The 26,994-nt window shown below is 68.7% G+C and carries 26 protein-coding genes; 17 read left to right on the forward strand and 9 right to left on the reverse strand.

Annotated elements, in window-relative coordinates; translation table 11 throughout:
* Positions 1-26: 26 nt before the first annotated feature.
* The 11 genes from OHA18_RS05660 (at position 27) to OHA18_RS05710 (ending at position 13,571) form a co-directional block, all read left to right on the forward strand.
* Positions 27-659: a hypothetical protein gene (locus OHA18_RS05660; RefSeq protein ID WP_329002622.1), complete on the forward strand. Its 633-nt coding sequence runs from the start codon at positions 27-29 to the stop codon at positions 657-659.
* 102 nt (positions 660-761) lie between these two features.
* On the forward strand, positions 762-1,055 hold the full coding sequence (locus tag OHA18_RS05665; RefSeq protein ID WP_131467277.1) for a hypothetical protein: 294 nt from the start codon (positions 762-764) through the stop codon (positions 1,053-1,055).
* Positions 1,055-1,855 carry a hypothetical protein gene (locus OHA18_RS05670; RefSeq protein WP_329002623.1) on the forward strand — a complete coding sequence of 267 codons (801 nt, stop codon included), beginning with the start codon at positions 1,055-1,057 and terminating at the stop codon, positions 1,853-1,855. Before OHA18_RS05665 ends, OHA18_RS05670 begins: the two co-directional genes overlap by 1 nt.
* A gap of 17 nt (positions 1,856-1,872) precedes the next feature.
* Positions 1,873-3,750: a fumarate reductase/succinate dehydrogenase flavoprotein subunit gene (locus OHA18_RS05675; protein ID WP_329002624.1), complete on the forward strand. Its 1,878-nt coding sequence runs from the start codon at positions 1,873-1,875 to the stop codon at positions 3,748-3,750.
* On the forward strand, positions 3,747-4,499 hold the full coding sequence (locus OHA18_RS05680) for a succinate dehydrogenase/fumarate reductase iron-sulfur subunit (protein ID WP_329002625.1): 753 nt from the start codon (positions 3,747-3,749) through the stop codon (positions 4,497-4,499). Before OHA18_RS05675 ends, OHA18_RS05680 begins: the two co-directional genes overlap by 4 nt.
* 335 nt (positions 4,500-4,834) lie before the next feature.
* On the forward strand, positions 4,835-6,829 hold the full coding sequence (locus tag OHA18_RS05685; RefSeq protein WP_329002626.1) for an ABC1 kinase family protein: 1,995 nt from the start codon (positions 4,835-4,837) through the stop codon (positions 6,827-6,829).
* A gap of 29 nt (positions 6,830-6,858) precedes the next feature.
* Positions 6,859-8,244 carry an MFS transporter gene (locus OHA18_RS05690; protein ID WP_329002627.1) on the forward strand — a complete coding sequence of 462 codons (1,386 nt, stop codon included), beginning with the start codon at positions 6,859-6,861 and terminating at the stop codon, positions 8,242-8,244.
* A gap of 24 nt (positions 8,245-8,268) precedes the next feature.
* The gene (locus tag OHA18_RS05695; protein ID WP_329002628.1) at positions 8,269-9,603 is read left to right on the forward strand and encodes a hypothetical protein; all 1,335 of its coding nucleotides are present in this window, start codon (positions 8,269-8,271) and stop codon (positions 9,601-9,603) included.
* Positions 9,604-9,665: 62 nt separating this feature from the next.
* On the forward strand, positions 9,666-12,140 hold the full coding sequence (locus OHA18_RS05700; RefSeq protein WP_329002629.1) for a DUF4091 domain-containing protein: 2,475 nt from the start codon (positions 9,666-9,668) through the stop codon (positions 12,138-12,140).
* A gap of 9 nt (positions 12,141-12,149) precedes the next feature.
* Positions 12,150-12,437 carry a 4a-hydroxytetrahydrobiopterin dehydratase gene (locus tag OHA18_RS05705; protein ID WP_329002631.1) on the forward strand — a complete coding sequence of 96 codons (288 nt, stop codon included), beginning with the start codon at positions 12,150-12,152 and terminating at the stop codon, positions 12,435-12,437.
* A gap of 75 nt (positions 12,438-12,512) precedes the next feature.
* Entirely contained in the window at positions 12,513-13,571 is a 1,059-nt protein-coding gene (locus tag OHA18_RS05710; protein WP_329002632.1) for a WD40/YVTN/BNR-like repeat-containing protein, read from the forward strand.
* Here the strand turns inward: OHA18_RS05710 and OHA18_RS05715 are convergent.
* Positions 13,544-13,909 carry a VOC family protein gene (locus tag OHA18_RS05715; protein ID WP_329002634.1) on the reverse strand — a complete coding sequence of 122 codons (366 nt, stop codon included), beginning with the start codon at positions 13,907-13,909 and terminating at the stop codon, positions 13,544-13,546. The genes OHA18_RS05710 and OHA18_RS05715 overlap by 28 nt on opposite strands.
* A 24-nt stretch (positions 13,910-13,933) precedes the next feature.
* Positions 13,934-14,752 carry an AraC family transcriptional regulator gene (locus OHA18_RS05720; protein WP_329002635.1) on the reverse strand — a complete coding sequence of 273 codons (819 nt, stop codon included), beginning with the start codon at positions 14,750-14,752 and terminating at the stop codon, positions 13,934-13,936.
* An 85-nt stretch (positions 14,753-14,837) separates the two neighbouring features.
* Here OHA18_RS05720 and OHA18_RS05725 point away from each other — a divergent pair, with 85 nt between their 5' ends.
* On the forward strand, positions 14,838-15,662 hold the full coding sequence (locus tag OHA18_RS05725; RefSeq protein WP_329002637.1) for an acyltransferase domain-containing protein: 825 nt from the start codon (positions 14,838-14,840) through the stop codon (positions 15,660-15,662).
* Here the strand turns inward: OHA18_RS05725 and OHA18_RS05730 are convergent.
* From OHA18_RS05730 to OHA18_RS05745, 4 genes are all read right to left on the reverse strand, one after another.
* Positions 15,657-16,859, reverse strand: coding sequence for a hypothetical protein (locus OHA18_RS05730; protein ID WP_329002638.1), 1,203 nt, complete (start codon positions 16,857-16,859; stop codon positions 15,657-15,659). The genes OHA18_RS05725 and OHA18_RS05730 overlap by 6 nt on opposite strands.
* Positions 16,860-16,937: 78 nt before the next feature.
* Positions 16,938-17,567 (reverse strand): DedA family protein, encoded by a 630-nt coding sequence (locus OHA18_RS05735; RefSeq protein ID WP_329002639.1) that lies wholly within the window; start codon positions 17,565-17,567, stop codon positions 16,938-16,940.
* A 75-nt stretch (positions 17,568-17,642) separates the two neighbouring features.
* On the reverse strand, positions 17,643-18,824 hold the full coding sequence (locus OHA18_RS05740; RefSeq protein ID WP_329002640.1) for a cytochrome P450 family protein: 1,182 nt from the start codon (positions 18,822-18,824) through the stop codon (positions 17,643-17,645).
* 10 nt (positions 18,825-18,834) lie between these two features.
* The gene (locus tag OHA18_RS05745) at positions 18,835-21,525 is read right to left on the reverse strand and encodes a helix-turn-helix transcriptional regulator (RefSeq protein ID WP_329002641.1); all 2,691 of its coding nucleotides are present in this window, start codon (positions 21,523-21,525) and stop codon (positions 18,835-18,837) included.
* A gap of 94 nt (positions 21,526-21,619) precedes the next feature.
* Between OHA18_RS05745 and OHA18_RS05750 the strand changes: the two genes are divergently transcribed.
* Genes OHA18_RS05750 through OHA18_RS05760 form a run of 3 tightly spaced genes read left to right on the forward strand, consistent with a single transcriptional unit; the run spans position 21,620 to position 23,447 of the window.
* Complete coding sequence (locus tag OHA18_RS05750) at positions 21,620-22,684, forward strand: class I SAM-dependent methyltransferase (protein ID WP_329002642.1); 1,065 nt, start codon at positions 21,620-21,622, stop codon at positions 22,682-22,684.
* Between the two features lie 33 nt (positions 22,685-22,717).
* Positions 22,718-23,035 (forward strand): ArsR/SmtB family transcription factor, encoded by a 318-nt coding sequence (locus tag OHA18_RS05755; RefSeq protein ID WP_329002643.1) that lies wholly within the window; start codon positions 22,718-22,720, stop codon positions 23,033-23,035.
* On the forward strand, positions 23,025-23,447 hold the full coding sequence (locus tag OHA18_RS05760) for an SRPBCC family protein (protein ID WP_329002644.1): 423 nt from the start codon (positions 23,025-23,027) through the stop codon (positions 23,445-23,447). The genes OHA18_RS05755 and OHA18_RS05760 overlap by 11 nt, the downstream gene beginning before the upstream one ends.
* A gap of 21 nt (positions 23,448-23,468) precedes the next feature.
* Here OHA18_RS05760 and OHA18_RS05765 read toward each other — a convergent pair whose 3' ends face one another.
* From OHA18_RS05765 to OHA18_RS05775, 3 genes are all read right to left on the reverse strand, one after another.
* A complete protein-coding gene (locus tag OHA18_RS05765; protein WP_329002645.1) occupies positions 23,469-24,260 on the reverse strand; it encodes an ABC transporter permease in 792 nt (263 codons plus the stop codon).
* A 233-nt stretch (positions 24,261-24,493) separates the two neighbouring features.
* On the reverse strand, positions 24,494-25,195 hold the full coding sequence (locus OHA18_RS05770; RefSeq protein ID WP_329002646.1) for a GntR family transcriptional regulator: 702 nt from the start codon (positions 25,193-25,195) through the stop codon (positions 24,494-24,496).
* Between the two features lie 102 nt (positions 25,196-25,297).
* Positions 25,298-25,474: a DUF5302 domain-containing protein gene (locus tag OHA18_RS05775; protein ID WP_329002648.1), complete on the reverse strand. Its 177-nt coding sequence runs from the start codon at positions 25,472-25,474 to the stop codon at positions 25,298-25,300.
* A gap of 155 nt (positions 25,475-25,629) precedes the next feature.
* On the opposite strand from OHA18_RS05775, the gene OHA18_RS05780 reads away from it, so the two are divergent.
* Complete coding sequence (locus tag OHA18_RS05780; RefSeq protein WP_329002649.1) at positions 25,630-26,280, forward strand: LysE family translocator; 651 nt, start codon at positions 25,630-25,632, stop codon at positions 26,278-26,280.
* Between the two features lie 34 nt (positions 26,281-26,314).
* Positions 26,315-26,986, forward strand: a complete 672-nt coding sequence (locus OHA18_RS05785) for a hypothetical protein (RefSeq protein ID WP_329002650.1) — start codon at positions 26,315-26,317, stop codon at positions 26,984-26,986.
* Positions 26,987-26,994: the final 8 nt, after the last annotated feature.

The raw sequence follows: 26,994 nt of genomic DNA on the forward strand, positions 1-26,994 counted from the left end.
TCCGCCGAGTCCGCCATGATGCCGGCATGCCGTTGCAGAACAGGGTCCTGCCCACTCAGGAGATCGTCGCCGACCCCGGCCGCGGTCTGCTGATGGGCAACCGCGGCTGCCTGCACGGGCCGGATCGCCGCCTGGGCACCACCCGCTGGCGGTCGAAGGCGTGGATCTGCTGCGTCCTTGACTGGAAGGGGATCCAGCGCGATCCGATGCCGCCCGGACGCTGGACGGCGCTGTTCTTCTTCGACGAGGCGGTCGCCCTGGCGGCCGGCCATCGGCCGTGCCATTACTGCCGGCGCAGGGATTTCCTGCTGTACGCCGGTGCCTGGGCGCGCGGGCGCGGCCTGCCCGAACGTCCACGGGCGGCGGACATGGACGCAGTGCTGCACAGTGAGCGTGTCGAATCGCGGACCCGACGGCAACGAACGACCACGCAGGACCTGTCCGAGCTGCCGGACGGCGCGATGGTGCGGTTCGACGGGAGACCTGCCCTCGTCCTCGATCAGCAGGTGCTGCCGTGGTCCTGGGAGGGGTACGGCGAGGCCCTGCGGCCACCCGGTCTGCACCAGGTCGAGACCCTCACCCCACCGGCGAATCTTCTTGTGCTGAAGGCCGGATTCGCTCCATTACTCCACCCGTCGGCACGGTCGCAACTGAGGTAACCCTAACCGGAAACACGCCGTACCGAGGGGTCTTCCGTTGGGCGCTCCGCAGGGGCAAAGTGTGCCCATACTGACAGCTACAAAACCATTACTGGAGTCGGCATGGGTGAGGGCAACAACAGCGTTGCCGCGGTCGTCCGCGCGCTCGAAGGGTTACACGCTGCCGTCGGCAAACTCAGCCAGGAGTACGGTGACACCCTCGGCATCCGCCGCCTGGTGTCCGACGTGGCCCGGCTGAGCGACGATCTCGCAGAGCTCGGCCCGCCCGACCCCAGGCACAGGCCCGGACCCGTTCCGGAGGAACTCGAGGAGATTCCCGACGTGGAGTATGACGCGTCCATGTGGACAGACGCGGAGCATGAAGGCTTCGGCGCGCCTGACAGGCACGCTCCCTGATGGCGACCGGAGTAAACAGCCCGGGCCGTGCGCAGATCGGCCTGAAGACCGCGAGATCGGATCGATGGTGGCTCGCGCCGCTGCGTATCGGCGTGATCCTGCTGTTCTTCATCGTCTACGCGACGATCCGCATCTTCATGAACAAGTGGTACTGGGTCGACGAGCACCACTACCTCACTCCGCTGTACTCGCCCTGTCTGAGTGACAGCTGCGTGCCCGGCTCCAGCCACCTCGGCACGTGGTTCGGGGACTTCCCGCGCTGGCTGCCGCTGAGCCTGATCACCTTCGTGGTGCTGGCCGGCTTCCGCGGCACCTGTTACTACTACCGCAAGGCGGGCTATCGGTCGCTGTTCTTCGCGCCGGCCGCGTGCGCGGTGCCCGAGCCGCACAAGAGCTACACCGGCGAGCGGAAGTTTCCGCTGGTCGCGCTCAACCTGCACCGCTACTTCTTCTACGGTGCGCTGGCCTTCGGTGTGCTGAACATCTACGACGGCATCCAGGCCTTCCACGGCGACGGCGGCGGGTTCGGTATCGGCCTCGGCACGGTGATCATCTGGGTCAACCTGGTCTGCCTGTGGCTGTACACGCTGTCCTGCCACGCCTGCCGGCACATCGTCGGCGGCCGGCTGAAGAACTTCTCCAAGCACCCGATGCGCTACCGGTACTGGACCTTCGTGTCCAAGCTGAACCCGAAGCACGGCACCTTCGCGATGACGTCGCTGTTCACCGTGATCCTGACCGACTTCTACATCATGGCCGTCTCGGCCGGATGGTTCTCCGACCTGCGCATCATCAACTGATACGGACTTTCGCAGATATGACTGAGCTGGAACGACACTCCTACGACGTCGTCGTGATCGGGGCCGGCGGCGCCGGTCTGCGCGCGGCGATCGAGGCCCGTGAGCAGGGCAAGAAGACCGCGATCATCTGCAAGTCGCTGTTCGGCAAGGCGCACACGGTGATGGCCGAGGGCGGCTGCGCGGCCGCGATGGGCAACGCGAACTCCAACGACAACTGGCAGGTCCACTACCGCGACACCATGCGCGGCGGGAAGTTCCTGAACAACTGGCGGATGGCCGAGCTGCACGCGCAGGAAGCCCCCGACCGGGTCTGGGAGCTGGAGACGTACGGCGCGCTGTTCGACCGCACGCCCGACGGCCGGATCAGCCAGCGCAACTTCGGCGGCCACACCTACCCGCGGCTCGCGCACGTCGGCGACCGCACCGGCCTGGAGCTGATCCGCACCCTGCAGCAGAAGATCGTCTCGCTGCAGCAGGAGGACTTCGAGGCCACCGGCGACTACGAGGCCAACCTCAAGGTGTACGCCGAGTGCACGATCACCGAGCTGATGAAGGACGGCGACGCGGTCTCCGGCGCCTTCGGGTACTGGCGTGAGTCCGGCCGGTTCATCCTGTTCGACGCGCCCGCGGTGGTGCTCGCGACCGGTGGCGTCGGCAAGTCGTTCAAGGTCACCTCGAACTCCTGGGAGTACACCGGTGACGGGCACGCCCTCGCGATGCGGGCCGGCGCGACGCTGATCAACATGGAGTTCATCCAGTTCCACCCGACCGGCATGGTCTGGCCGCCGTCGGTGAAGGGCATCCTGGTCACGGAGTCGGTGCGCGGCGACGGCGGCGTACTGAAGAACTCCGAGGGCAAGCGGTTCATGTTCGACTACGTGCCGGACGTGTTCCGCGCGCAGTACGCGGACAACGAGGAAGAGGCCGACCGCTGGTACAAGGACGCCGACAACAACCGGCGCCCACCGGAGCTGCTGCCGCGGGACGAGGTCGCGCGCGCGATCAACTCCGAGGTGAAGGCCGGCCGGGGTACGCCGCACGGTGGCGTGTTCCTGGATGTGTCGACCCGGCTGCCGGCCGAGGAGATCACCCGGCGGCTGCCGTCGATGCACCACCAGTTCAAGGAACTGGCGGACGTCGACATCACCAAGGAGCCGATGGAGGTCGGGCCGACCTGCCACTACGTGATGGGTGGCGTCGAGGTCGACCCGGACACCGCGTCGTCGACGGTCCCCGGCCTGTTCGCGGCCGGTGAAGTCGCCGGCGGCATGCACGGGTCGAACCGGCTCGGCGGCAACTCGCTGTCCGACCTGCTCGTCTTCGGACGCCGGGCCGGTATGGGCGCCGCGACGTACGTCGACGGTCTGCAGGAGCGGCCGAAGATCGACGAGGCCGACGTGGACTCGGCCGCGGCCGAGGCGCTGGCGCCGTTCGAGCTCGAGGGCGGCGAGAACCCGTACTCGATCCACCAGGACCTGCAGCAGTCGATGAACGACCTGGTCGGCATCATCCGCAAGGAAGAGGAGATGGAGCGTGCGCTCGGCCGGCTGGCCGAGTTCCGCGGCCGGATCGCGAAGATGACGGTGGAGGGCCACCGGCAGTTCAACCCCGGCTGGCACCTGGCGCTCGACCTGCGGAACATGCTGACCGTGTCCGAGTGCGTGGCCGGTGCGGCGCTGCTGCGGCAGGAGTCGCGCGGCGGCCACACCCGCGACGACTTCCCGGAGATGTCGCCGGAGTGGCGCAAGAAGCTGCTGGTCTGCAAGCTCGACGCCGAGGGCCACGTGAACGTGACCGAGAAGCAGCAGATCCCGATGCGCGAGGACCTGCTGGAGCTGTTCGAAGTCGACGAACTGACGAAGTACCTGACGGATGAGGAGCTGCCGGCCAAATGAGTTACAAAGGTAAGTTCCGCGTCTGGCGTGGGGACTCCGAGGGCGGTGAGCTCAAGGACTACGAGGTCGAGGTGAACGAGGGCGAGGTCGTCCTCGACGTCATCCACCGGCTGCAGGCGACCCAGACGCCGGACATGGCGGTCCGGTGGAACTGCAAGGCCGGCAAGTGCGGCTCCTGCAGCGCCGAGATCAACGGCATGCCGAAGCTGATGTGCATGTGCCGGATGAACACGTTCGCCGAGGACGAGGTCGTCACGGTGACGCCGATGCGCACGTTCCCGGTGATCCGGGACCTGGTCACGGACGTCTCGTTCAACTACCAGAAGGCGCGCGAGGTCCCGGCCTTCAAGCCGCCGGCGGACCTGAAGCCGGGCGAGTACCGGATGCAGCAGGTGGACGTGGAGCGCTCGCAGGAGTTCCGCAAGTGCATCGAGTGCTTCCTGTGCCAGGACACCTGCCACGTGATCCGGGACCACGAGGAGAACAAGGAGTCGTTCTCGGGTCCGCGGTTCCTGATGCGGATCGCCGAGCTGGACATGCACCCGCTCGACGCCGCCGACCGGCAGCACGCCGCCCAGGAGCAGCACGGCCTGGGCTTCTGCAACATCACCAAGTGCTGCACCGAGGTGTGCCCGGAGCACATCAAGATCACCGACAACGCGCTGATCCCGATGAAGGAGCGCGTCACCGACCGCAAGTACGACCCGATCGTCTGGCTCGGCAACAAGATCCGCCGCCGCCCGGCCTGACGCAGACCCATCCCGCCGCGCCCGGCGGGACCGCAGTACCCGAGCCCCTGGCCCCACCCGGAGCCAGGGGCTCACCCTTGCCCGGCCCATTTGCCTGGTTCACCCATCCCGTGATGGGTTCCCCACCCGTAACCCGGGCGGCGAACCCACCATTGGATGGGTGAACCCATGAAACGCGGGTGGTGGGGTGGGCCGAGGGCGGGGCGCGGGGGTGGTCGCGGGGGTGGTCACGGGGGTGGTCACGGGGGGTGGTCACGCGCGTGGGGGACGTGGCCGGGGCGGGTCACTCGCGTGGGTGAGTCGGTGGGGGTGGGTCAGCACCTATCGTTCCGGGCATGGACGTTGTGGTTGCGGGGTTGTTCAGCCTGGGTGTGTTCCTGGTCATTTTCGTACCGGTGGCGCAGCGGTTGCTGGGTGTCCGGTTCGGGGTGGTGCGGATGGTGCTCGCGGGCGCCATCACGCTGAGTCTGTTCAGCCCGATCGCGAACGCGCTGGTCGGGAAGCTGCCGTACACCGGGTCGAACGGCGTCGCGATCGCGTTCCTGGTCCTGACGACGCTGTGCTCGATGCTGGCCGGGCTGGTCTTCCTCGTGCTGGCGGAGGCGCTGGTGCCGACCGGATCGTTGCCTCGGGCCCGCGATCTGCGCCGGGACCTGAGCGGCCGGATCGCCCGCACCCGGCGGTACCTGCAGATCCTCCGGATCGCGATCAAGCACGGACTCGGGCCGTACCTTCGCGGCCGCCGCCGGCCCGGCCGGGAGAACGCCGCCGGCCAGGCCGAGCTGGCGCGGTCGCTCCGGCTCGCGCTCGACGAGGCCGGCGTCACGTTCGTGAAGCTCGGGCAGGTCCTGTCGACCCGCAGCGACATCATCCCCGGCTCGGTCGCCACCGAGCTCAGCCGGCTGCAGGACCAGGTCTCCCCCGCTCCCTGGCCGCAGATCGAACAGGTCCTCACCGAGGAACTCGGCGCCCCACCCCACCAGGTGTACGCCGACTTCGACAGCGAACCGCTCGCCGCTGCCTCGGTCGCCCAGGTCTACACGGCCCGCCTGCGACGTACGCCGGACGACGGCCAGGACGGCCCGCGCGTCGTCGTCAAGGTTCAACGCCCCGGGATCGCCGGCATCGTCGACCGGGATCTCGACATCGTCCGCCGTCTCGCCCGCCTGCTCGAGCGGAACACCGACTGGGGCCGCTCGATGGGGGTCCGCGCGCTCGCCGACGGGTTCGCCGACGCGATGCGCGAGGAGCTCGACTTCACCGTCGAGGCCGGCAACATGACCACGGTCGCGGCCGGCCGATCGATTGCCGCCAGCAACGACCTCGTCGTCCCCGGGCTGTACCCGGACCAGTCGACCCGGCGCGTCCTCACCATGCAGCGGCTGGACGGCATCGGCCTCGGCAACGCCCGGGAGACGATCGCGGACCGCGGCCTCGACCCGGTCCGCCTGGGCCGATCGCTGTTCGAGTGCCTGCTCGGCCAGGTCGCGATCGACGGCGTCTTCCACGCCGACCCGCATCCCGGCAACTTCCTGCTGCTGACCGATGGCCGGATCGGCATGCTCGACCTCGGCTCGGTCGGCCGCCTCGACCCCGCCACCCGCGATGCGTTGCAGCGCTTCCTGCTGGCGATCGACCACGGCGACCCCGTGTCCGCGACCGATGCGCTGCTGGAGATCGTCTACCGCCCCGACGTCATCGACGAGCGCGCCCTGGAACGGTCCGTCGGCCAGTTCATGACCCGGCACCTCGCGGCCGGTGTGGCGCTGGGACCGGCCATGTTCAACGACCTGTTCAAGATCATCACGTCGCACGATCTCGGCGTACCGCCCGAGGTGGCCGCCGTGTTCCGGGCGCTGGCGACGATCGAGGGGACGATCTCCCGGATCTCCCCCGGTTTCGACTTGGTTGCCGCGTCGCGCCAGTTCGCCGCTGCCCATGTCACGGACCGCCTCGCGCCGGAGGCGTTGCGCCGTACGGCGACCGAAGAGCTGGCGACGTTGCTGCCGATGCTGCGGCGTCTGCCTCGGCGGATCGACCGGATCGCCGCCGCTGCGGAGAGTGGGCGGCTCGGCGTCAACGTCCGGCTCCTCGCCGATGAGCGCGACCGCCGGCACGTCACCGGCCTGCTCCACCAGGCCCTGCTGGCGATCCTCGGCGCGACCGCCGGCCTGATGGCCGTCCTGCTGCTCGGTACGCCGGGCGGTCCGCAGGTCACCGCGTCGATGACCCTCTACCAGCTCATCGGCTACAACCTGCTGGTGATCTGCGCCGTCCTCGTGCTCCGCGTGCTGGTCCTGATCTTCCGCCTGCCACGCCACTTGACTTAAACCTCACTTGAACTTCGACCATATGCTTCATGTCCTCCACCACTGAGACCCGTCTCCGGCTGTTCACCGGACAGCACCTGCCGCTGGTGCTCGGCGTGATCGGGTTGGTCACCCTCGGCGCGTTCGAGAATCGTGCGGTCGGTACGGCGTTGCCGACGATGGTCCGCGAGTTCGATGCGCTCGGCAGCTTCGGCCTGGCGAACGCGGCCCCGAGCGCGAGCTACCTGATCTCGCTCGCGATCGCCGGTCTCTGGTCCGACCGGCGCGGCCCGATCCCGACGCTGCGCGCCGGTGCGATCTCGTTCGCGCTCGCCCAGTTGCTGGTCGGGACCGCGACCGGGATGCCGATGGTCGTCACCGGCCGCTTGCTCAGCGGCCTGGCCGAGGGGCTGCTCGACGTGTCCCTGATGGTGCTCGTCGCCCGCGCGCTTCCCGCCGTACTGCGGCCGCGGATGTTCTCGCTGTTCGCGGCGATGTGGATCCTGCCGTCCGTACTCGGCCCGGTGCTGACCGGTGTGGTGACCGAGCAGTTCGGCTGGCGCTGGGTCTTCCTCGGTGCGGTCGTCCTGCTCATCCCGAGCTGGCTGCTGCTCGGCCCGGCGATGCGCCAGTCGGCGACCGCGGTCGCACCCGAACGCACCGCCGAAGACATCGCCGAGCTCGCTGCCTGGCGAGCCGCTCTCCCCTGGGCCCTCGCCGCCTCCGTCGCACTGTTCTCGATGACGCTCGCAGGTGACCACCTGGAGGCCCATCCGTTCCTCGGCGGTACGGCGGTCGTCGTCGCGGTCGCCGTCCTCGCACGAGCCGCCGTACGCGTGATGCCCGCGGGCCTGTTCGTTGCCCGGCGCGGTTTCCCGGCCGTGGTCGCGGTCCGGGCACTCGGCGGGGTCGCGTTCACCGTGGCCGGCGCATACCTCCCGCTTTTGCTGACGCTGCAGCACCACTTCAGTCCCTCGCGGGCCGGCGTGACGCTGTCGATCACCGGCGTGTGCTGGGCATTCGGCTCGTGGCTGCAGGGCCGGGACCACGGGATCGATCGGGTCACGGTACTGCGGATCGGTCTGGCCTTCATGACCCTCGGACTGCTCGTCACCTCGTTGCTGGCGTGGACGGCCGCGACGAGCTGGATCGCCCTGGTCGGCTGGGGGCTCGGGGGCATCGGGATGGGCCTCAGCTCCTCGAGCCTGTCCGTCCTCACCCTCGACTTGTCCGATCACAACAATTCGGGACGCAACAGCAGTGCTGGTCAGATGGCCACGACGATGAGCGTCGCGACCGGATTGGCGATCAGCGGGACCTTGCTGGCCTTCAACGCCGACAACCCGCGTCCGTGGGTCTTCGGCTCCATCATCACCGCCGGCGCGGTGCTGGCTCTGCTCGCCTTCCTCGCGGCGCCGCGGTCGCGCCGTGCCTGAGCGCGAGCGCGTTACAGTGCGGTCATGGCGGATCAGGGGACCGGCACTCGCTACGAGGAGGTCGCGGTCGGGCTGGTCGGCGGAGAGTCGTTCGTCCGCCGAATGATCTCGGTCGCCCGCCAGAGCAGTACTCCCGGGCTGCGGGTGGAGCCTGCGGTGTACCGACATGAGACCGAGGCGCCGCAACAGGCGCGGCAGGTGATGGAGCGCGTCGACGTCCTGCTGTTCGCCGGCCCGCTCCCGTACGACCTCACGCTGGCCGAGGGCGACCTGTCGGTGCCGGCGATGTACGTGCCGCCCGGCAGCGCCGCATTGCACGCAGCGTTGGTGCAGGCGATGAACACGTCGGCCTTCGACCCGGGCCGGATCAGCGTGGACTCGGTGACCGAGCAGGACGTCGAGGACTGCTACGCCGAGGTTGCCCTGTCGGCGAAGGGCGTCCGGGTGCAGCCGTACCAGGAGGATCTCGAGCCGGCCGACTACCTGGCGTTCCACCGCAAGCTCTTCACGGCGGGCCGGACCGGTGGCGCGGTCACGACGATCCCCAGTGTGGCGGAGTCGCTGGAGACGGACGGCGTACCGACTGTGCTGATGCGGCCGTCGACGCAGACGCTCCGGGAGACACTGCGGGCCGCGATCCTCACCGGCAGCGGCGCCCGGCTGTCCAGGTCGCGGATCGCGATCGTGATCGTGCAGGTGCCTGACTCGGCGCTGCCGACCCGGACCAGCCCGGCGCAGTACTGGTACCAGGAGCTGAAGCTGTCGCTGCACCACGAGCTGCTGCACGACGCCCGCCGGATGGACGCGATCGTGCTGCCACACGACCAGACCAGCTTCCTGGTGATCACCACGCTCGGCTCACTGCGAACGATCACCGGCGATCTGGAGACCGCGCCGTTCCTCGCCCGGGTCCGGGAGACGCTCAATCTGGACCTGCAGGTCGGGATCGGCCTCGGCCGGTCCACGCTGGAGGCGGAGAACAACGCGTACCGCGCGGTCGCGATGGCAACCGCGGACACCGGCGACCTGGCCTATTTGGTCGGGTCCGACGAGCTGGTGCTCAAGCTGCCCGCGGAGTCGGACGCCGACGCGACGGCGGCACCGGTGGCGGACGAGACCCGTGACCTGGAGACGTTGCGGATGCTGGTCGAGAGCCTGGACGAGGCCGGCGACGAGGCGCGGCTGGTCGACGCGGAGCAGGTGGCCGGGATTCTCGGCGTCACGTTGCGGACCGCACGCCGTACGTTGCGCGGCCTGGTCGACAGCGGGCTGGCCTGGCCGATGCCCGCGACCCGGGCGGCCCGCAAGGTCGGCCGGCCGCCGATGGTCTACCAGTTGCTGGAGGAGCGGCTCAATTAGGGACGACACAAACCCGATTTAGACCCTTGCCTAAATGATTCTGGACCGGGCAGGGTGTCCTCATGAGGAAGCTCGGGTTGCTGCTGGCCGCCGGCACTCTCGTCGCGGCCGGTCTCGTGCAGGCAGGTGCTGCGCAGGCCGCGCCCGCCGGAGTGTTCCAGGACTTCGAGACCGACGCGGATCTGCAGGGCGCGACCGTGACGCTGCCGCAGGCCGACCGGATCGAGCGCACCGCCGACCCGACCCATGGCAGCTCCGGACTCGAGCTCACCATTGGTCCGGCCAACACTCCGGGAGCAACCGCCTCGTCCGGCATCAACCTGTACGCCGGTACTCCGAGCCTGCCGGTGTCCGACTGGTCCGGCCACACCGTGCTCGGGTTCGACTTCTTCACCGAGCAGGACTACACGACGGTCGGCCGGATCACCTTCCGGGACCAGGCGAACAAGGCCTGGGGCATGGACTACCCGATCCGGGCCCGGGACTGGACGCCGATCGACCTGCGGCTGAGCACGATAGCGGCCGCGGGCGTCGACATCACCCGGATCGCCTACATCGGCTTCTCGATGCCCCGGTCGACCACACCGGTCGTCGGTCACTACGACGCGTTCCGCCTCGTCGACAGCTACCCGTACGACGAGACGCCGTACGGCGATCAAGCTGCGGCGCAACTGCTCCGGCTGGCGGACTTCAGCGGCGTACTGGCCAAGCTGGCCGACCAGATCAAGGGCCTCGACCGGGCACTGGGCCACACTGCTGCGGACGAGCGACTGCGACGACAGGTGCAGGCTGCGGACGCACAGTGCACCGCACTGCGTCAGAAGCTCGGTCCGATGACCTACGCGGAGTACCAGCCGTTCAACGCCGGTGTCACTGCACTGCAGCGAGCCGTGCCGCGACTGGCGAACACCATCCAGGCACGGGCGCACGACCGGCACGCGGACTTCGGACTCGAGTCTGCCGACTCGATGACGCTCGTGTATCCGAAGGACCTCCCCTTCACCTCGACCGGTACGTCGCCTGCGGTGTCACTGACCCGTGGTGAGTACGAGAACGTGCAGGCCGTCGTACTGCCGTTTGCTGAGCCACTGTCCGCCGTACAGGCCCGGGTGACGTCGGTGTCCGGCAAGCGCGGTGCACTGCAGGCGACTGTGGCCCCGGTGGGCTCTTTGAACGTGACGCCGACGAGCGTGTACCACCGGCCGACGTACGCCGGATGGACACCGGATCCGATCCGCGACGACCTCACATCAGTAGACGTACCGGCCGACACGGTCCAGCCGTACTGGATCCGGCTCAAGGCTGCACCAGACGCGCCACCTGGCACCTATCAGGTCAAGGTCGCGTACTCCGCGGCCGGCAAACGGACCAGGACGATGACGGTGACCGCCAGGGTGTGGCCGGTGACGGTGCCTGACGCGCCAAAGCTGAACACCACCTTCCAGTTCACGCCGGCGATCGTGAACGACCTCTACGGCATCACGGACCCGGCGGCGCAGGAGGCGACCAAGCACCAGTACTGGTCCTTCCTGCACGACTACAAGATCGAGCCGGACCAGCTCTACACCTGCTCATGCATCCCCTCGAACCCTGGCCCGGTGATCGTCCCGACCCCGGTCGAGGACGTGCTCTACATCCGCGACCACTACGGACTGCGCGACTTCAACGCGTTCTATCTGTGGGCCGGACTGCTCAACCCGGCCAAGCCGGAGACTTGGCAGGCGCAGATCGACACCTGGATCGCCCAACTGCGGACCGCGATGGACAGCTACCGCGCGGCCGGCGTGGACAAGTACGCGTACGTGTACGGCTTCGACGAGGCCACCGGTCCGCTGCTGCAGGCGGCGAAGCAGACCTTCGCCGCAGTCAAGCAGGCGTTCCCGGGCCTGCCGATCCTCACCACGCTGCGGGACAACTCGATGGGCGTCGACACCGGTCTGGCCGGACTCGTGGACATCTGGGCGCCACAGCAGGACCTGTACGACCAGACGATCGCCGAGCGCACCAGAGCGCGCGGCGAGCAAGCCTGGTGGTACCCGGACATCGGCACCGGCTCACCGCTGCCGAACTGGTTCAACGGCTACCCACCGATCGACACCCGCATGCTGATCGGCCCCATGTCGTACAAGGCCGGTGTCGAAGGCGTTCTGTACTACGCAACGAACCGCTGGCTGCGCTCCGACCATGCCAACCAGCTACTGGTGAACGACGGCATCCTGTCGGCGTGGAAGGCGGCGACGTTCAACGGGACCGCCGGCGACGGTTCGATGTTCTATCCGGGACCGAACGGGCCGATGGCATCGATCCGGCTGGAGAACTTCCGGGACGGCATGGAGGACTACAACCTGCTCTGGCTGCTCGCGAACGACCTGCGGACCAACCCGCATCTCCCGCCGCGGCTGAAGGCTCACGCCACCGAATTGCTGCACGCAGATGACGTGGTCACCAACCAGCGCACGTTCACCGAGGACCCCGTCCGGTACCGCGCCTGGCGCGCCGACCTGATCGCTACGCTGGCGGTGCTCGGGCAGGGCTAGAGTGAGCGCATGGCTGACCTGTTGACCGACGACCAGATCGATCTGGCGATCCGCGACCACCTGCCGCAGTGGAAGGTCGTGGACAAGGAACTGGTCCGCGAGGTCAAGGCGGCCACCTTCCTGGACGGCATCCGGCTGGTCGCGACGGTCGCGCAGCTGGCCGAGTCGATGAACCACCACCCGGACATCGACATCCGCTACACCACGATCACGTTCCGGGTCACCAGCCACGACGCCGGTGGAATCACCGACGACGACCTCGTGCTGGCCCGGCACATCGACACCGCAGCGGGCTGACCTGTTCCCGTCATGACGCTTGTCTGCCACGGCAAGCGCTGGTTCGGCGTGCCCGGAAACCCTTGAATCTAAGGCATGACCGCCCTAAGTAGTGCTCTCACCGTCCTGTTGGCACTCGTCCCGGCCCAGTCCGGCTCCGTGGATCCCGGCTGGTTCTGGAACGCTCCGCACTGCGACACGGTGTACGGCGACGGCTCGGTGACGATCACCGAGTCCGACGGCGAGACCCTCGCCCCGACGACCGGCAAGCTGCGTGCCGTCACGTACGCGAAGGTCGCCGCCCTCGAAGAGCCGAACACGCTGATCACCATCGGCAAGCAGTCCATCCAGCGCTCCAGCGACGCGGGCTGTAGCTGGCAGTTGCTCGACAAGGCGCCCGACGACCTCAGCACGTACGACGTGCAGCCCGGGCCGGGCGACTCGGCGTACATCTACAGCGTCAACGACCAGCCCATCCACCGCGTCCACGGCTCGCAGGTCAGCACAGTGTCCGGACCGGTCGACGGAGGCGGTCTCGCCGCACTGGACGCGCGGCCCGGGCGGCTGCGTGTCGTTGCAGGTGACGGGCAGCTGTACGACTCCTCGAACGACGGCGTGACGTGGCAGCGCACCGGCGTACTGCCTGCTCACGATCTCTTCGTGTACGACGCTGTGGTGGATCCGCGCAACCCGGACCACATCGTCATCGGCGTGATGTCGGACGGGGTTTATGTCACGTACGACGGCGGTCGCAGCTGGATCCGGTCGCGGGCGGTGGAGCGGGTGAACGCGTTCAGTCTGACGATCTCGCCGGCCGATCCGTCGAAGGTCTGGATGGAGGGGTACGACCGGGACCGGGCGACCCGGTTCATCTGGGAGTCGACCGACGGCGGGCAGAAGTTCCGCGAGGTGCTGGACCAGAGCCGGGCCGATCTGATCAACGGCAACAGGATGTGGGCCAGCCCGGTCGACCCGGACCTGATCTACTTCGGCTACGGCACGTCCTTCGCCAACTTCGGCGCCGACCTGTACCGCTTCCGCCCGTCCACCGGCGACCTCACCAAACGCCACAACCGCAACGACGGCATCCCGTCGCTCGCCTTCAACCCCTCCAACCCGAAGATCCTCTACCTGGGCCTGGCGGAAGAGCGCTGACGAAGCCCGATCAACACTCCCTCGGTGTCGCGGAGGTAGCTGAGCCGGCCGACGCCGGGTAGTTCCTGGATCTCACCGACCTGGTCGCCGCCCGCCTCCGCGGCGGCGGCCAGCGTCGCCTCGAGGTCGTCGACCTCGAGCCAGGCGATGGTCGGCTGCGATTGGTACCGGCTACTCATGATCGCGCCGTCGATCCCCTCCCCCGGTCCGGTCTCCGCGAGCAAGTAGCCGTCCGGTACCGGCGCGGGCGTCACCTGCCAGCCGAACACCTTGGTGTAGAACGCCGCGGCCCGATTGTGGTCCTCGGCAACGATCTCGACATGAATGATGCGTCCCATGCCCCGATCCTGCCCGCGGAACGCTCATCCGTCTTGGACAGATCTTCCGTGCATCAACGCCGCGATCCCGTTCTGCACTGCGAGGAACGAGGTCGCGCTGACCCCGGTGTACCGCTTGAAGTCCCGCGCCGCATGGGCCTGGTCGTAGTACCCGTGCAAGGCCGACAACGTCGCGGCCGCGTCCGCCGGACCACCGAGCAGCCCGCCGACGAAGTGGTAGTACCGGATGATCTCGGCGTACTGCTTCGGCCCGATCCCGATGCTCTTCCGGAACACGCGGTACAAGGTGCTGTACGAGGTACCGCACCGCCGGACGACGTCGGCCACGGCGACCTGCCCGCGCAACTCGTCGATCGCCCGCACCGCCTCGGCGACGATCGGCGGCGCGACCGTGGTCGCCGACCGAGCCGCGAGGAAGCCCGCCAGCCGCTCGGCGCGCGCCGGGCCGAACGGTTCTGCCCGCAACTCGGCCACCAACCCGGCCGTGGCGTCCGCGCCCACCCAGCCCGCCAGCTCCCGTACCTCGTCCACCAACGCGGGCAACCCGAACGTCGCCAGCCCCCAGGGCGTGAACTCGACGCCGGCATAGCTCGACGTACCGACCTGCCCCAGCACCTGCGGCCGAGTCATCACTCCGAACACCGATGCCGAATTGACCCACTCGGCGCGGGTCAACGGATCGTGCCGGGTCCCCGGATCGGCGAGCGCAATCGCCAGCCCTGGCCGGCCGTCCGGAATCAGAATCTCCTGCCGCACCTCGACCAACGGCGCAGACTCCACCAACCACACATGCTCAACCACACCAGCCAGCACACCGGTCACCGGAAACCGCTGATAGCTCACCCCGCCCTCCTCTCCCTACTTCTCGTTCTCGCCCACCAGCCGAATCGTAAGTCTCTGGCTCGTTTACATCGGTTACCGTTGACGAGTGACGACTGCTGAGGAGTACCGCCTGCTGGGTTTCGCCGATGCCGACCGGGAGGCGGCTGAGGCGTTCACGCCGGATGCGGCGGTGGTGAAGGACCTGGCCGACCAGATCCGGGCCGGGATCGGCAAGCTCGGGACCGAGCCCGAGTTCCGGATGCCGGAGGACCCGCGGAACTCGGTCCAGGCGTTCCTGGACACCGTTCCGGACGTCCGCCGGTTCCACACGGAGCGCGGCATCCCGGACGACATCAGCTGGGCGTCGCTGGCCGACCTGGGACAGCAGCTCAAGGTGAGTCGTCGTACGCACGGTGAGTACAGCCTGGAGACGCACTGGTGGCTGACGATCGCCTGGACCGGCCAGCTCTACGCGTTCGGCCGCCTGCAGTACCTGCTGCACCAGGTCTCGGAGGAGCGGCCCGTCCCGGGCACGGAGACCGGTGAGTGGATCATCGGCGTACACATCCCGGAGTCGGGTCCGCTGACCCCTGAGCTGGTCGACGAGAGCCTCCAGCAGGCCCGCGAGTTCTTCCCGCGCTACTTCCCGGAGTATCCGGTGAAGACGGCGAACCTGTGGTCCTGGTTGATCGACCCGTACCTGCTCGACAACCTGCCGCAGGACTCCAACATGGTGAAGTTCGGCCGCCGCTTCACGCCGTACGGGACACCGAACGACAGCCAGGACAGCGCCATCTTCTTCACCTTCCGCACCCACGGCACCGACCACCTCGACGAGCTCCCGCAGGACACCCGCCTGCAGCGGCTGGTCGTCGGCCGGATCAAGGACGGCGGCACCTGGCAGAGCGCGTACGGCTACCTGGAGCTATGACGGCCGGTTCTGACCGCTAGGTACGCCGTACTTCGCCAGCCAGCTGGCCAGCTCCATGTTGGACACGCACCGTACGTCGGGCTGCGTGCATGTCTGTTTGACGAAGTCGGTCAAGGCGTCGGAGTACACGCTGTTGTTCCAGCGGTTGAAGTGGTTGCCGAGGAACAGCGGCGGGTTGCCGCTCGCCCGGGACTTCGCCAGCGCCTGCTGGTACGTCGCGAGCACCTGTGCTTTCAGTGCGGGCGCCTGAGCGAGCGGAGCCTTGCGCGCCTGGGTCTGCGCGAACCACAGGTTGTAGTCCATCGTCAGCGTCTTCTTGCCGGTGCCGGCCAGCGTCACGGACTCCAGCGGGAAGTTCCACAGGCCGTCGAGCTTCTTCGGCCAGGTGATGTAGCCGGGCGCAGACGCGTCGTACAGCATGCCGCGCTGGACCATCGCCTGCCGGTACGCGGGCCGGTTGCCCTCCAGGCACGGTGTCCGCATGCCCTTGACGGTCGACGGGTCGAACGGCGGTGCGACGGTCTTGCCTGCGGCCAGCGTCGGTCCGGTCCGCACCATCTGGTCGAAAGCGCTCAGCTCGGCGGTCCACTGCGCCGTGGTCCACCGGCCGATGCCGTTCGTGCCGCAGAAGTGACCGTTCGCGTGCGTGCCGATCTCGTGGCCTTCGGCGATCGCCTCGCGCAGTACCTTCGTCCGGCCGAGCACGTTGGCCGCGTCACCCCAGCCGATCTCGGACGCGCCTGGCTGACGGTACGGCGGTTTGTAGTCGGTGCGGTGGTTGCCTGGGTAGAGGTACGGGCCGGAGAGGAAGAACGTCATCCGTGCGTTGACCTGCTTCGCGACAGCGCGCCAGCGGGCCCAGAGCGCCAAGTCACCGGCGCCGTCGAACGAGACCACGACGAAGAGCGGTGGCTTGCCGTTCGGCAGGCGTCCGGGGAAGGAGCGCAGTACCGGCGCGGCAGCAGGCAGTTTCTGTCCAGGCACCGGAGTGCTCGGCTTGGAGGGTGACGGCGACGGCGTACTCGGCTTCGTCGGCGACGGCGAGGGTGCGCCAGGCTTCGACGGCGTACCGGCTGGTGGCTTGGGAGCGGTCGATCTGCCCGGGCTGGGAGCGCCTTCGAGCGGTACGTCGGCGCATCCGGCCAGGACGGCCGCGACTACGAGCGCGGCGCCCACGAGGTTCGCCCCAGGCCTCACCACGCCTCTACTGACGCATGCGGGCGCGCCAAGGTTGGTCCGGGACACGCACCTGGGCGGAAACCCAGGGGTCGATCGTTAGGCGCTCGTGATCTTCGCGGTACGGCGTCTGACCGCGATCCGGCGGGTCGTCTCGACCACCAGACCGATCGTCGCCGCGAGACCCAGGCTGAACGCGAGCCCCTTCAGCTGGTCGTGCGCGAACGCGTCCCCGCCCAGGTAGCCGAGCAGCGCGACGTACGTGTACGCGATCGTCACCCCGAAGAACGTGAACACGATGAACTTCTTGAACGAGTACCGCGTCGCGCCCGCGGTCAGCGTGGCGACCATCCGGGCGCCGGGGATGTAGCGGACCGTCATCAGGATCAGCCCGCCGCGCGCGTGCAGCGCGCCGGACACCCGGTCGTACATCTGCTGGCGGCGCTCCTGGCGCTTCATCCAGCGATGCAGCGCCGGGCCGGAGCCACGGCCCATGAAGTAACAGGTGGACTCGCCGATGACGGAGCCGACCATCGCGACGGCGATCACCAGCAGCAGGTTCTGGTGACCGGCGGCCGCGGCCATGCCCGCGGTGATGACCATGCCCTCGCTCGGAACCACCGGGAAGACGGCGTCGACAGCGGCGGCCACGAACAGGATGAGTAGCAGCCAGTGCGAGGCCATCGCAAAGCTGAGCAGGTGCCGCGCGACCTCTAGCAACTCCGTCACCCGGCCAAGGATGCCATCCACCGCCAAGATCGCCGCAATCCCATGCATGTGATTCAGCAGTGGTTCACCGGATGTTCAGAGGTGAACCGGCAGTTCGCGGATCGCGTTCATCAGCAGGCCGGGGGTGCGGAGCGGGTCGCGGTCCGGCTCGGCCAGGCGTAGGCCGGGGAAGCGCTCGAACAGCATGCCGAGGGCGATCCGGCCCTCCAGCCGGGCCAGCGGCGCCCCGAGGCAGTGGTGGATCCCGTGCCCGAAGGCGAGGTGCGCGGAGTCCGGGCGGGTGATGTCCAGCTCGTCCGGCCGCTCGACCTTCCGCGGGTCGCGGTTCGCCGGCAGCAGCGCGAACACGATCACCTCACCGGCCTCGATCCGGGTCCCGGCGATCTCGATCGGCGCCTGGGAGATGTACGGGATCGCGGCCTGCAGCGGACCGTCGTACCTGAGCAGCTCCTCGACCGCGGCGGGCAGCCGGTACGGCTCGGCCTTCAGCAGCTCCAGCTGGTCCGGGTGCCGGAGCAGGGCGTGGACGCCGTTCGTGATCAGGCTGACCGTGGTCTCATGACCGGCCGCGAGCAGCAGGAAGATCATCGAGGTCAGTTCGTCCTCGCTCAGCCGGTCGCCGCCGTCGCGGGCCGCGATCAGTCCGGACAGCAGGTCATCGGTCGGCGCGGCCTGCTTCTGCGTGATCAGCTCGTGGACGAAGTCGAGCATCAGCGTGGTCGCCTCGATGTACTCCTCGGCGGTGTGCATGCTCGCGTTCACGAACACCGAGGACCACTGGCGGAAGTCCTCACGGCGGACCGCGGGGATGCCGATCAGCTCGCAGATCACCGTGATCGGCAGCGGGTAGCTGTACGCGTTCACCAGGTCCACGGGATCGCCCGCGGAGGCCATCTCGTCGAGCAGGCCGGCCGCGATCTCGCGGATCCGCGGCTCGAGCGCGTCGATCCGGCGGCGGGTGAACGCGGCCGTGACCAGCTTGCGCAACCGGGTGTGGTCCGGCGGGTTCGCACCGAGCATGTGCCGCTCGGTCCGGTTGATCAGGTCGTCCATCATCGTGTCGCGGTGCGGCCCGTCCAGTGGAGAGCGGACGACATCCGGATGGGCGAGCAGTTCGCGCGTCTCGGCGTACCCGGTCACCAGGCACACCGGGACGCCGGTGAACAGCGTCAGCCGCTGCACCGGTCCGTTGGCCGCGAGGTCCTCGAAGCCCCAGTGCCGGGCGATTCCGCTGGTCTCCGTGAACGGCTGCCTCATAGCGGCCAGCCTACGTTCGGCCCAAATGCTCGGCGAGCTCGGTGCGGGAGTGGATGCCGAGCTTCGTGTAGACCTTGCGCAGGTGGTACTCGACGGTCTTCGGACTCAGGAAGAGCCGGGCCGCGGCCTCCCGGATGCTGTTCCCGTCCGCGAGCAGTACGGCGATCTGCCGCTCCTGTGGAGTCAGCTCGTCCGCCGTACTCGGCACTCGACGTCGCGCGGTCTCACCGGTCGCCTTGAGCTCCGCCGCGGCCTGATCTGCCCAACCGCGGGCACCGAGCGCGTCAAAGCCCTCCACCGCGAGTCGGAGCTGCGTCCGCGCGTCGATGCGGCGCCGTACTCGCCGCAGCCACGCACCGTACGCAAGACGTGTCCGAGCGAACTCGAACGCATCCAGCGTCACCTCGTGACGACTGAGCGCCAGCAGGAAGTCCTGCTCATTGTCGCCGGCCACACCGCGCGCCCGCGCTGCTCGCGCCAACGACCACGGCTGGCCCTTCGCCTCAGCCAGAGCGGAGTGCTCCCCCGATACCCGCTTCGCATCCTCGACACGCCCCAGTCGTAGGTACACCTCGACCAACTCAGGTGCCGGCGACAGATCCGGGTCCTTCAACCCGTACTCAGCCAGTACGTCGACCAACCGCTCGTACTGCGGCAGTGCCGCCGCCGGATCACCACGCCCCAACTCCAGGTCGCCCAACGCGAACAGCGACCACAGCGTGCCGAGGTGGATCTCCTGCGCCGCACAGATCCGCAGGCACTCCGCAGCGACCTCCCGGCACTCCGGTCTGCCCTGGTGGGACCATAGCCACGCCAGTCCGGCCAGGTTCATCGCCAGTTCGGTCGTCTGACCGGTCTCGCGGGACAGCCGGATGCCCTCGTCGTACGACGTCTCCGCGTCGGCCCAGCGGTCAGTGGTCGCGTCATCGCGGGCCAGCACGAACAACAGGCCAGGCAGAGTCCCGAGGGCGACCTGCTCCCGCCGTTCGAGCATCGCCTGGTGCAACAGCGTCCGGCCGGTACCTGTCTCCCGCAGGAAGAGGGCGGCCAGCACCATCCAGACCTGCCGGCGGCGGTCGCGGTCCAGCTCGTCCGACGGCTCCAGTCTGATCGCTGCCCGGATCTGATCCATTCCGCCGCTACCGGCGAGGACCTTGGCGACACCGCTCGCCAGCATGCTCATGATCCGCGGACCAGGGCGGTCGACAGCCGGTCGGAGGCGGTCGATCTCGTGCGCGATCTCCAGCCCGGCCGGAGCATCACACAGCCGGAAGCAGGCCGCTACCGCGTCAGCGAGCAACCCGGTGGCGACTTCGGGGTCGGTGCACTCCGCCGCCGCTGCGACGAGAATGTCGCGGGCCCGGCGTGGCGAGCCGCACTTCACCTCGATGTCGCCGCGAATCTCCTGCGCCCGGAGCTTCACCGGCAGCGGCGGACGCAGGCTCAACGCGTCGGCGAGCAGGGCCTCAGCGCGCTCCGCCAGTCCGGCCGACCACGCCGACTCCCCAGCGGCAACCAGTCTCAGTGCGCGGTCCTGCAGTCCTTCACTGAGTCGACCAGCCCGTTCGTACGCCGTCGCCGCGACCGCATGTGCGCCGCGAGCAGCAGCATGCTCGGCCGCAACGACCAGTCCGGCAGCCACTTCGTCGTCAGTGCCAAGGACTGCCTCGGACAAGTGCCACGCCCGTCGGTCTTCGTCCGGGGTAGTGCCGGCCACCGCTCGATGCGCGGTACGCCGTTCTGCCGGGTCGGCGCTCGTGTAGATCGCGGAGCGGACCAGCGGATGCCGCCATACGACCTCACCGTCGCGGATCGCGACCAGGCCGGCCGCCTCGGCCTCCTCGAGCACCGCGACGTCGACGCCGAGCTCCGCACACGCACGCGCCACGGCTCCTAGTTCACAGTCGTCGATCGACGCGACCAGCAGCGCGGTGCGTGCTTCCTGGCTGAGCCGATTTGCCCTGCTGACAAAGGCTTCTGCGACCATCGCGGGTACAGGGAACGGCACACCAGGTGGCGTCCGGAGCACGCGGTCCGGGTCGTCGGCCAGCTCCAGGAGAGCCAGCGGGTTGCCTGCCACGGTCCGGTAGAGCTGCGCGACCAGGTCGCCTGGCAGGTGCTGTACGAGCTGCTGCGCGGCCTCCAGCGTGATCCCGCCCAGTTCCAGTCGCGGGAGATCGGCCTCGAGTGGGTGCGGCTCGTAGGCGCGGGCTGCGATCAGCATGACGATCGGATCGGCCACCAGTCGCCGGGCCGCGAACAGGAGGGCTTCTGCGGAGGGACGGTCCAGTAGATGGGCGTCGTCGATGATCAGGGCGAGCGGTGCGTCTTCGGCGTACCGGCAGATCAGGCTGAGTGTTGCAGCACCGACGGCGAAACGATCCGCGGGCGTCCCGGTCTCAGGCCGCAACGCCAGCGCCGATGCGAGCGCCGACTGTTGCGGTCCGGGGATGCGGTCGAGGCTGGACAAGGCTGGTCGCAGCAATTGGAGCAGTGCTGCGAACGGGACCTCGCGTTCGGCTTCGGCACCGCGTGCTCGCAGGATCCGCAGTCCGCCGGCCATTGCGGCGGCTTCGTCCAGCAGGCTGGTTTTGCCGATGCCGGGCTCACCGGTGACGAGCAGCACCCCAGCGGCTCCGACCCGCGCCCCCGCGACCAGTTGCTCGACTACCCGGCGCTCCGCCTCCCGCCCGATGAGCATGTCTCGCAGTGTGCCCTAGGGACCCCACCTGATGCGATGGTCCGTCCACCGTGCCTAGGTTTCGCGGTACCGAAACCACTAGGGGGCAAAGCAAATGACTGTTGCAATCGACAGCGACAAACTGATGGGCTTCGTGTTCAAGGCCGTGGACGAGGTGGGGGCAACGCTGAACGCGGCGTTGGTGGTGATGGGTGACCGCCTCGGGTTCTACCAGGCGCTCGCCGACCAGGGCCCGGCCACGCCGACCGAGCTCGCCGAGCGGACCAGCACCGACGAGCACTACACCCGCGAGTGGCTGAACGCGCAAGCCGCCGGCGGGATCGTCGAGTACGACGCGGGTACAGGTCGCTACACGCTGCCGCCAGAGCATGCCGTTGCGATGACCGATCCGAGCAGCCCGGCGTACCTGCCCGGCTTCTTCCAGATCGCACTGGGCACGCTGCAGCACACGACGGAGACGATCGAGGCGGCGCGCAGCGGCGCCGGAGTCGGATGGCACGAGCACACAACGGACGTGCATGTCGGATGCGAGCGGTTCTTCCGGCCGTCGTACAACGCGAACCTGCTGCCCAGCTGGCTGCCCGCGCTCGACGGCGTGGTGGAGAAGCTGCAAGCCGGTGCGACCGTGGCTGACATCGGCTGCGGGCACGGCTCGTCCACCATCCTGATGGCCGAGGCGTTCCCGCGGTCGACCTTCATCGGCTCGGACTACCACCAGGCGTCGATCGAGACCGCCCGGCTGCGTGCGGCGGATGCGGGCGTCGGTGATCGGGTGTCCTTCGAGGTCGCAGCGGCCGACCGCTTCAGCGGGTCCGGGTTCGACCTGGTGACGACCTTCGACGCACTGCACGACATGGGCGATCCGGTCGGTGCGGCCAAGCATGTGCGGGAGGCGCTGGCGCCCGACGGCACGTGGATGCTCGTCGAGCCGATGGCCGGCGACCACGTCGAGGACAACCTCAACCCGGTCGGCCGGGCGTACTACGGCTTCTCCACGCTTCTCTGCACGCCGGCTTCACTGTCCCAGCCGGTCGGACTGGCGCTCGGCACGCAGGCCGGCCCCGCGCGGATCCGGGACGTCACCAAGGCCGCCGGGTTCAGCCGGTTCCGGACGGTCGCGGAGACGCCGTTCAACCTGGTGTTCGAGGTGCGCCCTTGACAGATCATTTCACCATCTGGTGAAGTGTTGCAGGTGCTAACGAGGACGTTCGGGGCGCTCGCAGACCCGACTCGGCTGGCGATCGTGAGCCGGCTGAGTCGGGGCGACGCCACGATGGGCGAGCTCGCCGAGCCGCACCGGATCACCCCACCCGCGATCACCAAGCACGTCGGCGTGCTGGTGGACGCGGGTTTGGTGCGCCGGCAGCGGGTCGGGCGGACGGTGGTGTGCACACTCCGGCCGGAGGCGTTCTCCGAGCTGGAGCAGTGGCTCGGCGACCTCACGACGTACTGGAACAGCACCGTTGACCGGCTGGAAGAACTCTTGCGAGGGGACGACGATGGACACTGAGATCCACATCGAAAGGGTGCTTCCGGCAACGATCGGGCGGGTGTACGACGCCTGGACCCGCGCCGAGCTGCTGGCCCGGTGGTACTGCCCGAACCCGAAGTTCGACCTGAAGGTGCAGGCCGACGTCCGGGTCGGTGGCGAGTACGTCGTCGAGATGGGGCCGCACGTGGTGCGCGGCAGCTACCTGGAGGTGCAGCCGCCGCGCCGGCTGGTGTTCAGCTGGAAGTGGGACGGCACCGAGGACGAGCCGACCCGCGTCGAGGTGGAGCTGACGGAAGTTGCCGACGGCACCCGAATGGTGCTCAGCCACACCGGCTTCGCGAACGCCGAGGACGCCGCCAACCACCGGATGGGCTGGGAGCCCGAGCTGGGGCGGCTGGCCGACCTGCTGGACTCCGTCGACGCAAGCTGACCGTGGTGCCGGGCCGGCCGATCAGCGCTCGGCGGCCCGGCACCGGAAACGGTCGAGGACGAGGACCAGCACAACGGTTGCCGCCAGCAACACCACGGCCTCGGCCGCGGCGACGAACGTCTGGCCGCGATCGGTGAGCGCGAAGATGCTCACCGGCAGTGTCCGCCACGACGCGGGATAGACCATGATCGTGGCGCCGACCTCACCCATCGACAACGCGACCGACAGTCCGGCTGCCGACGTGACGGCAGGCAGCAGCATCGGCAGCCGGACGCGCCACAGCACCCGGGCCGGCGAGGCGCCGAGCGATGCGGCGACGTCGGCGTACGACGGATCGAGCCGTTGCAGTGCCGCGGCAACCGTTCCGTAGCTGAAGGCAACCATCAGCACGAGGTGTGCGATCACCACGATCCACCTGGTCCCGTTGAGCAGCACCGGCTGCCGCGAGAACGCGACCAGCAGACCGAGCCCGACCACCACCGACGGTACTGCGATCGGCAGGTGATGCATCGCGTCCGCGACTCTCGTGAATCGGGAGCGATAGGCGGCCAACGCACCCCACGTGCCGAACACCACCGCGAGTAGTCCACCCAGGAACGCGGTCTGCAAACTGACTGACAACGAAGCCAGCTCATCACCCGACAACGCCTGCCGCAGGTGATCGCCGGTCGGATCCGAGGGCAGTACGCCGTTCCACGAGCCGGCGAACGCGGCCGCGATCACCACCAGGAACGGCAGCAGGACAAGCAGCCCGAACACCACGGCAAACGCGGTCCAGACGATCGCCTTCCCTGTCCTAGTCCAGACGAGCACGGCGACCTCCGAGTGCCATCCGCAGTACGGCGTACAGGCCGAGCGACAACGCGATCTGGACGACCGCGATCACGCACGCGCCCGGGCGAACAGTTGGGCGGATCCCCAGGCCATCACAATCTGCCGACCCGACCGGCTCACCGCCTGCGGTCGCCGCGGACTCGCGATTGTGATGGCCTGGAGATCCGCATCCCCGGCAGCGGACCAGGCTCCGAGTGAGGCCGGGCGAGGGCTTACGGGCGGAGGGTGGCGCGGAAACCGACGCGGTCGCCGCGGAAGAGGGAGCGGACCGACTCGATCGGGCGGCCGTCGGTGTCGCGACTGGTGCGGTGCAGGAGCAGCATCGGGAGCGACTGGGTGGCCTTCAGCAGTTCGGCCTCGCGCGGGGTCGCGATCACGGTCTCGACCAGTTCCTCGCCTTCGCCGAACCGCACCCCGAGCTGATCGGTCAGGCACCGGTACAGCGAGCCGGTCGGCTCCAGCACGGTGCGCAACGTCGGGAAGCGGTCAACCGCCAGGTACGTCGTCTCGAGCCCGATCGGCTGCCCGTCCGCGAACAGCACCCGCTCCAACCGGTGCACCGGTTGGCCCTCGGCGATGTCGAGCTGCTCCGCGAGCACCGCATCGGCCGCGATCTCGTCGAACGCAACAACCTCACGCCCGGGCGTATGCCCCTGCGCCCGCAGCGCCTCGGTGTAGCTCACCAGCGCCAGCGGCTGCACCAGCTTCGGCGTCGCGACGAACGTGCCCTGCCCCTGCCGCGCCCGCAGCCGCCCGTCCGCGATCAGCTCCCGGATCGCCTGCCGCATCGTCCAGCGGGATACCCCGAACTCCTTCGCCAGCACCCGCTCCGGCGGCAACGCCGTCCCCTCACCCAGCCCCTCGACCACTTCCACCAGCCGGGTCTTCACCACGAAATGCAGCGGAACGCTCACCCAACCGACTCTAGTCGAGCCCAGGATCCGTCCCGGAGAAAAGTCGAGCCCCGGGCGGCAACCCGGGGCTCATGCGGATGGATGGACAGTACTTGGCGGAACTCAGCTGCCGGACTTGCGCCGGAACTGGCGCTTCTGCTTGTCGTTGTGCGCGTCGCCGACGCCCTGCCCCCGCACTCCGGATCCCGGATGCGAGTGCTTCCCGGCGTTCTTCCGCTCGAGCGCTTCCCGAAACTTCTTCTGCAGATCGTCCGCCGGCTCGCTGGACTTGTCGCTCATACCGTCTCCTTCAAACCGTAGGCGTACGCCCCCACGCTAACCGAGGGTGAGCGCGAACCGCGACTGGAATACCCCCTGTCTCACCTGCAGAAAATCCCCGGCCGGGGCGCGGGGCACGCTGTTAGGTTCGCCGTACGCCGACGGAGGGACAGGGAATGCTGGTGAGCAACGAGGCCTTGCTGGGGATCGCGCTGGTCGAGCTCGGCCTGGTGATCGTGCCGGGACCGAACATGATCTACCTGGTCTCCCGCTCGATCGTCCAGGGCCGCCGCGCCGGCCTGATCTCGCTGGCCGGGGTCGGCATCGGCTTCCTGGTGTACCTGCTCGCGGCGAGCGCCGGCCTCGCGACCCTGTTCGCGCTCGTCGCCGAGATCTACCTGACGCTGAAGCTCGCCGGCGCGGCGTACCTGCTCTGGCTCGCCTGGAACGCCCTGCGCCCCGGCGGCGCCTCGGTCTTCGCCACGCAGGAGCTGGAGCCCGACCGCCCGCGGAAACTGTTCGGCATGGGCCTGCTCACCTGCCTGCTCAACCCGAAGATCGCGATCCTCTACATCTCCCTGCTCCCCCAGTTCCTCGACCCGTCCCGCGGTCATCTGGGTGCGCAGAGCCTGGTCCTCGGCCTCACTCAGCTGACGGTCGGCGTCGTCATGAACGCCGTCTTCGTGATCACCGCGGGCTCGGTCGCCGTGTTCCTGTCGCGCCGCCCCACCTGGATGCGCATCCACCGCTACCTCACCGGCACCGCGCTCGCCGTCTTCGCCGTCCGCCTGGCCACGGATCGCGCCCGTCCACTCGCGACGCACTGAGAACTGTCGGCGGGGCTCACTAGCCTGTGCCGAGATGAACCTGATCGATCGCTTGGCCACGTCCGGCTGGAGCTCCTACGAGCCGGTCGCAGCACTCGTCCGCGAGCGCGGCCTGCCCGCGATAACCCGCGAGTACCTGCGGTCCGAGTTCCCGCCCGAGACCTGGAAGCGCGCCGAGGAGGCAACGCTGGCGCTCAGCGACCATTTCGCCGGCGCCCGCTTCGCGGATGAGGTGGAGTACGGCGTACTCCTGGTCCCGGATCCGGCGAAGCTCGACACTCGCCGACCGCTCCCGGCCGAAGTGCGCGCCGCCGACGTCTTCGACGAACGCTTGCCGGCCGGGGCTGCATTGCCCGAGCGACCATGGCAGCTGGTCGTGACCGTGGTCGGGTCCTATGGCCCGTCCCTCGGCAGCTACAACGACGTGATCCGCGAGGACGATTTCGTCGTACTGGGCCAGGACACCCGGCGGTGGATGACTCGCCAGGTCTGGGGTGCTCGCGTGCTGCAATGTGGTGCGACTCCGCCGGACTGTGAGGACAACGAGCGGTGGACGTTCACGCTGTTCCCCGGTGAGGAGCTGGTCGACGGGCAGGCCGAGTCCGGGACGGTGTTGAAGGGGAAGGTGCGGTTCCGGCTGGGCAAACCGGACCGTGGCATCGGGTCGGCGCGCGTCGCGCCGGCTTTGCTAATTGATGTGCAGTAGGCAGATAC

Origin of the sequence: Kribbella sp. NBC_00709 (genome assembly GCF_036226565.1) — a bacterium.
GTDB lineage: Bacteria > Actinomycetota > Actinomycetes > Propionibacteriales > Kribbellaceae > Kribbella.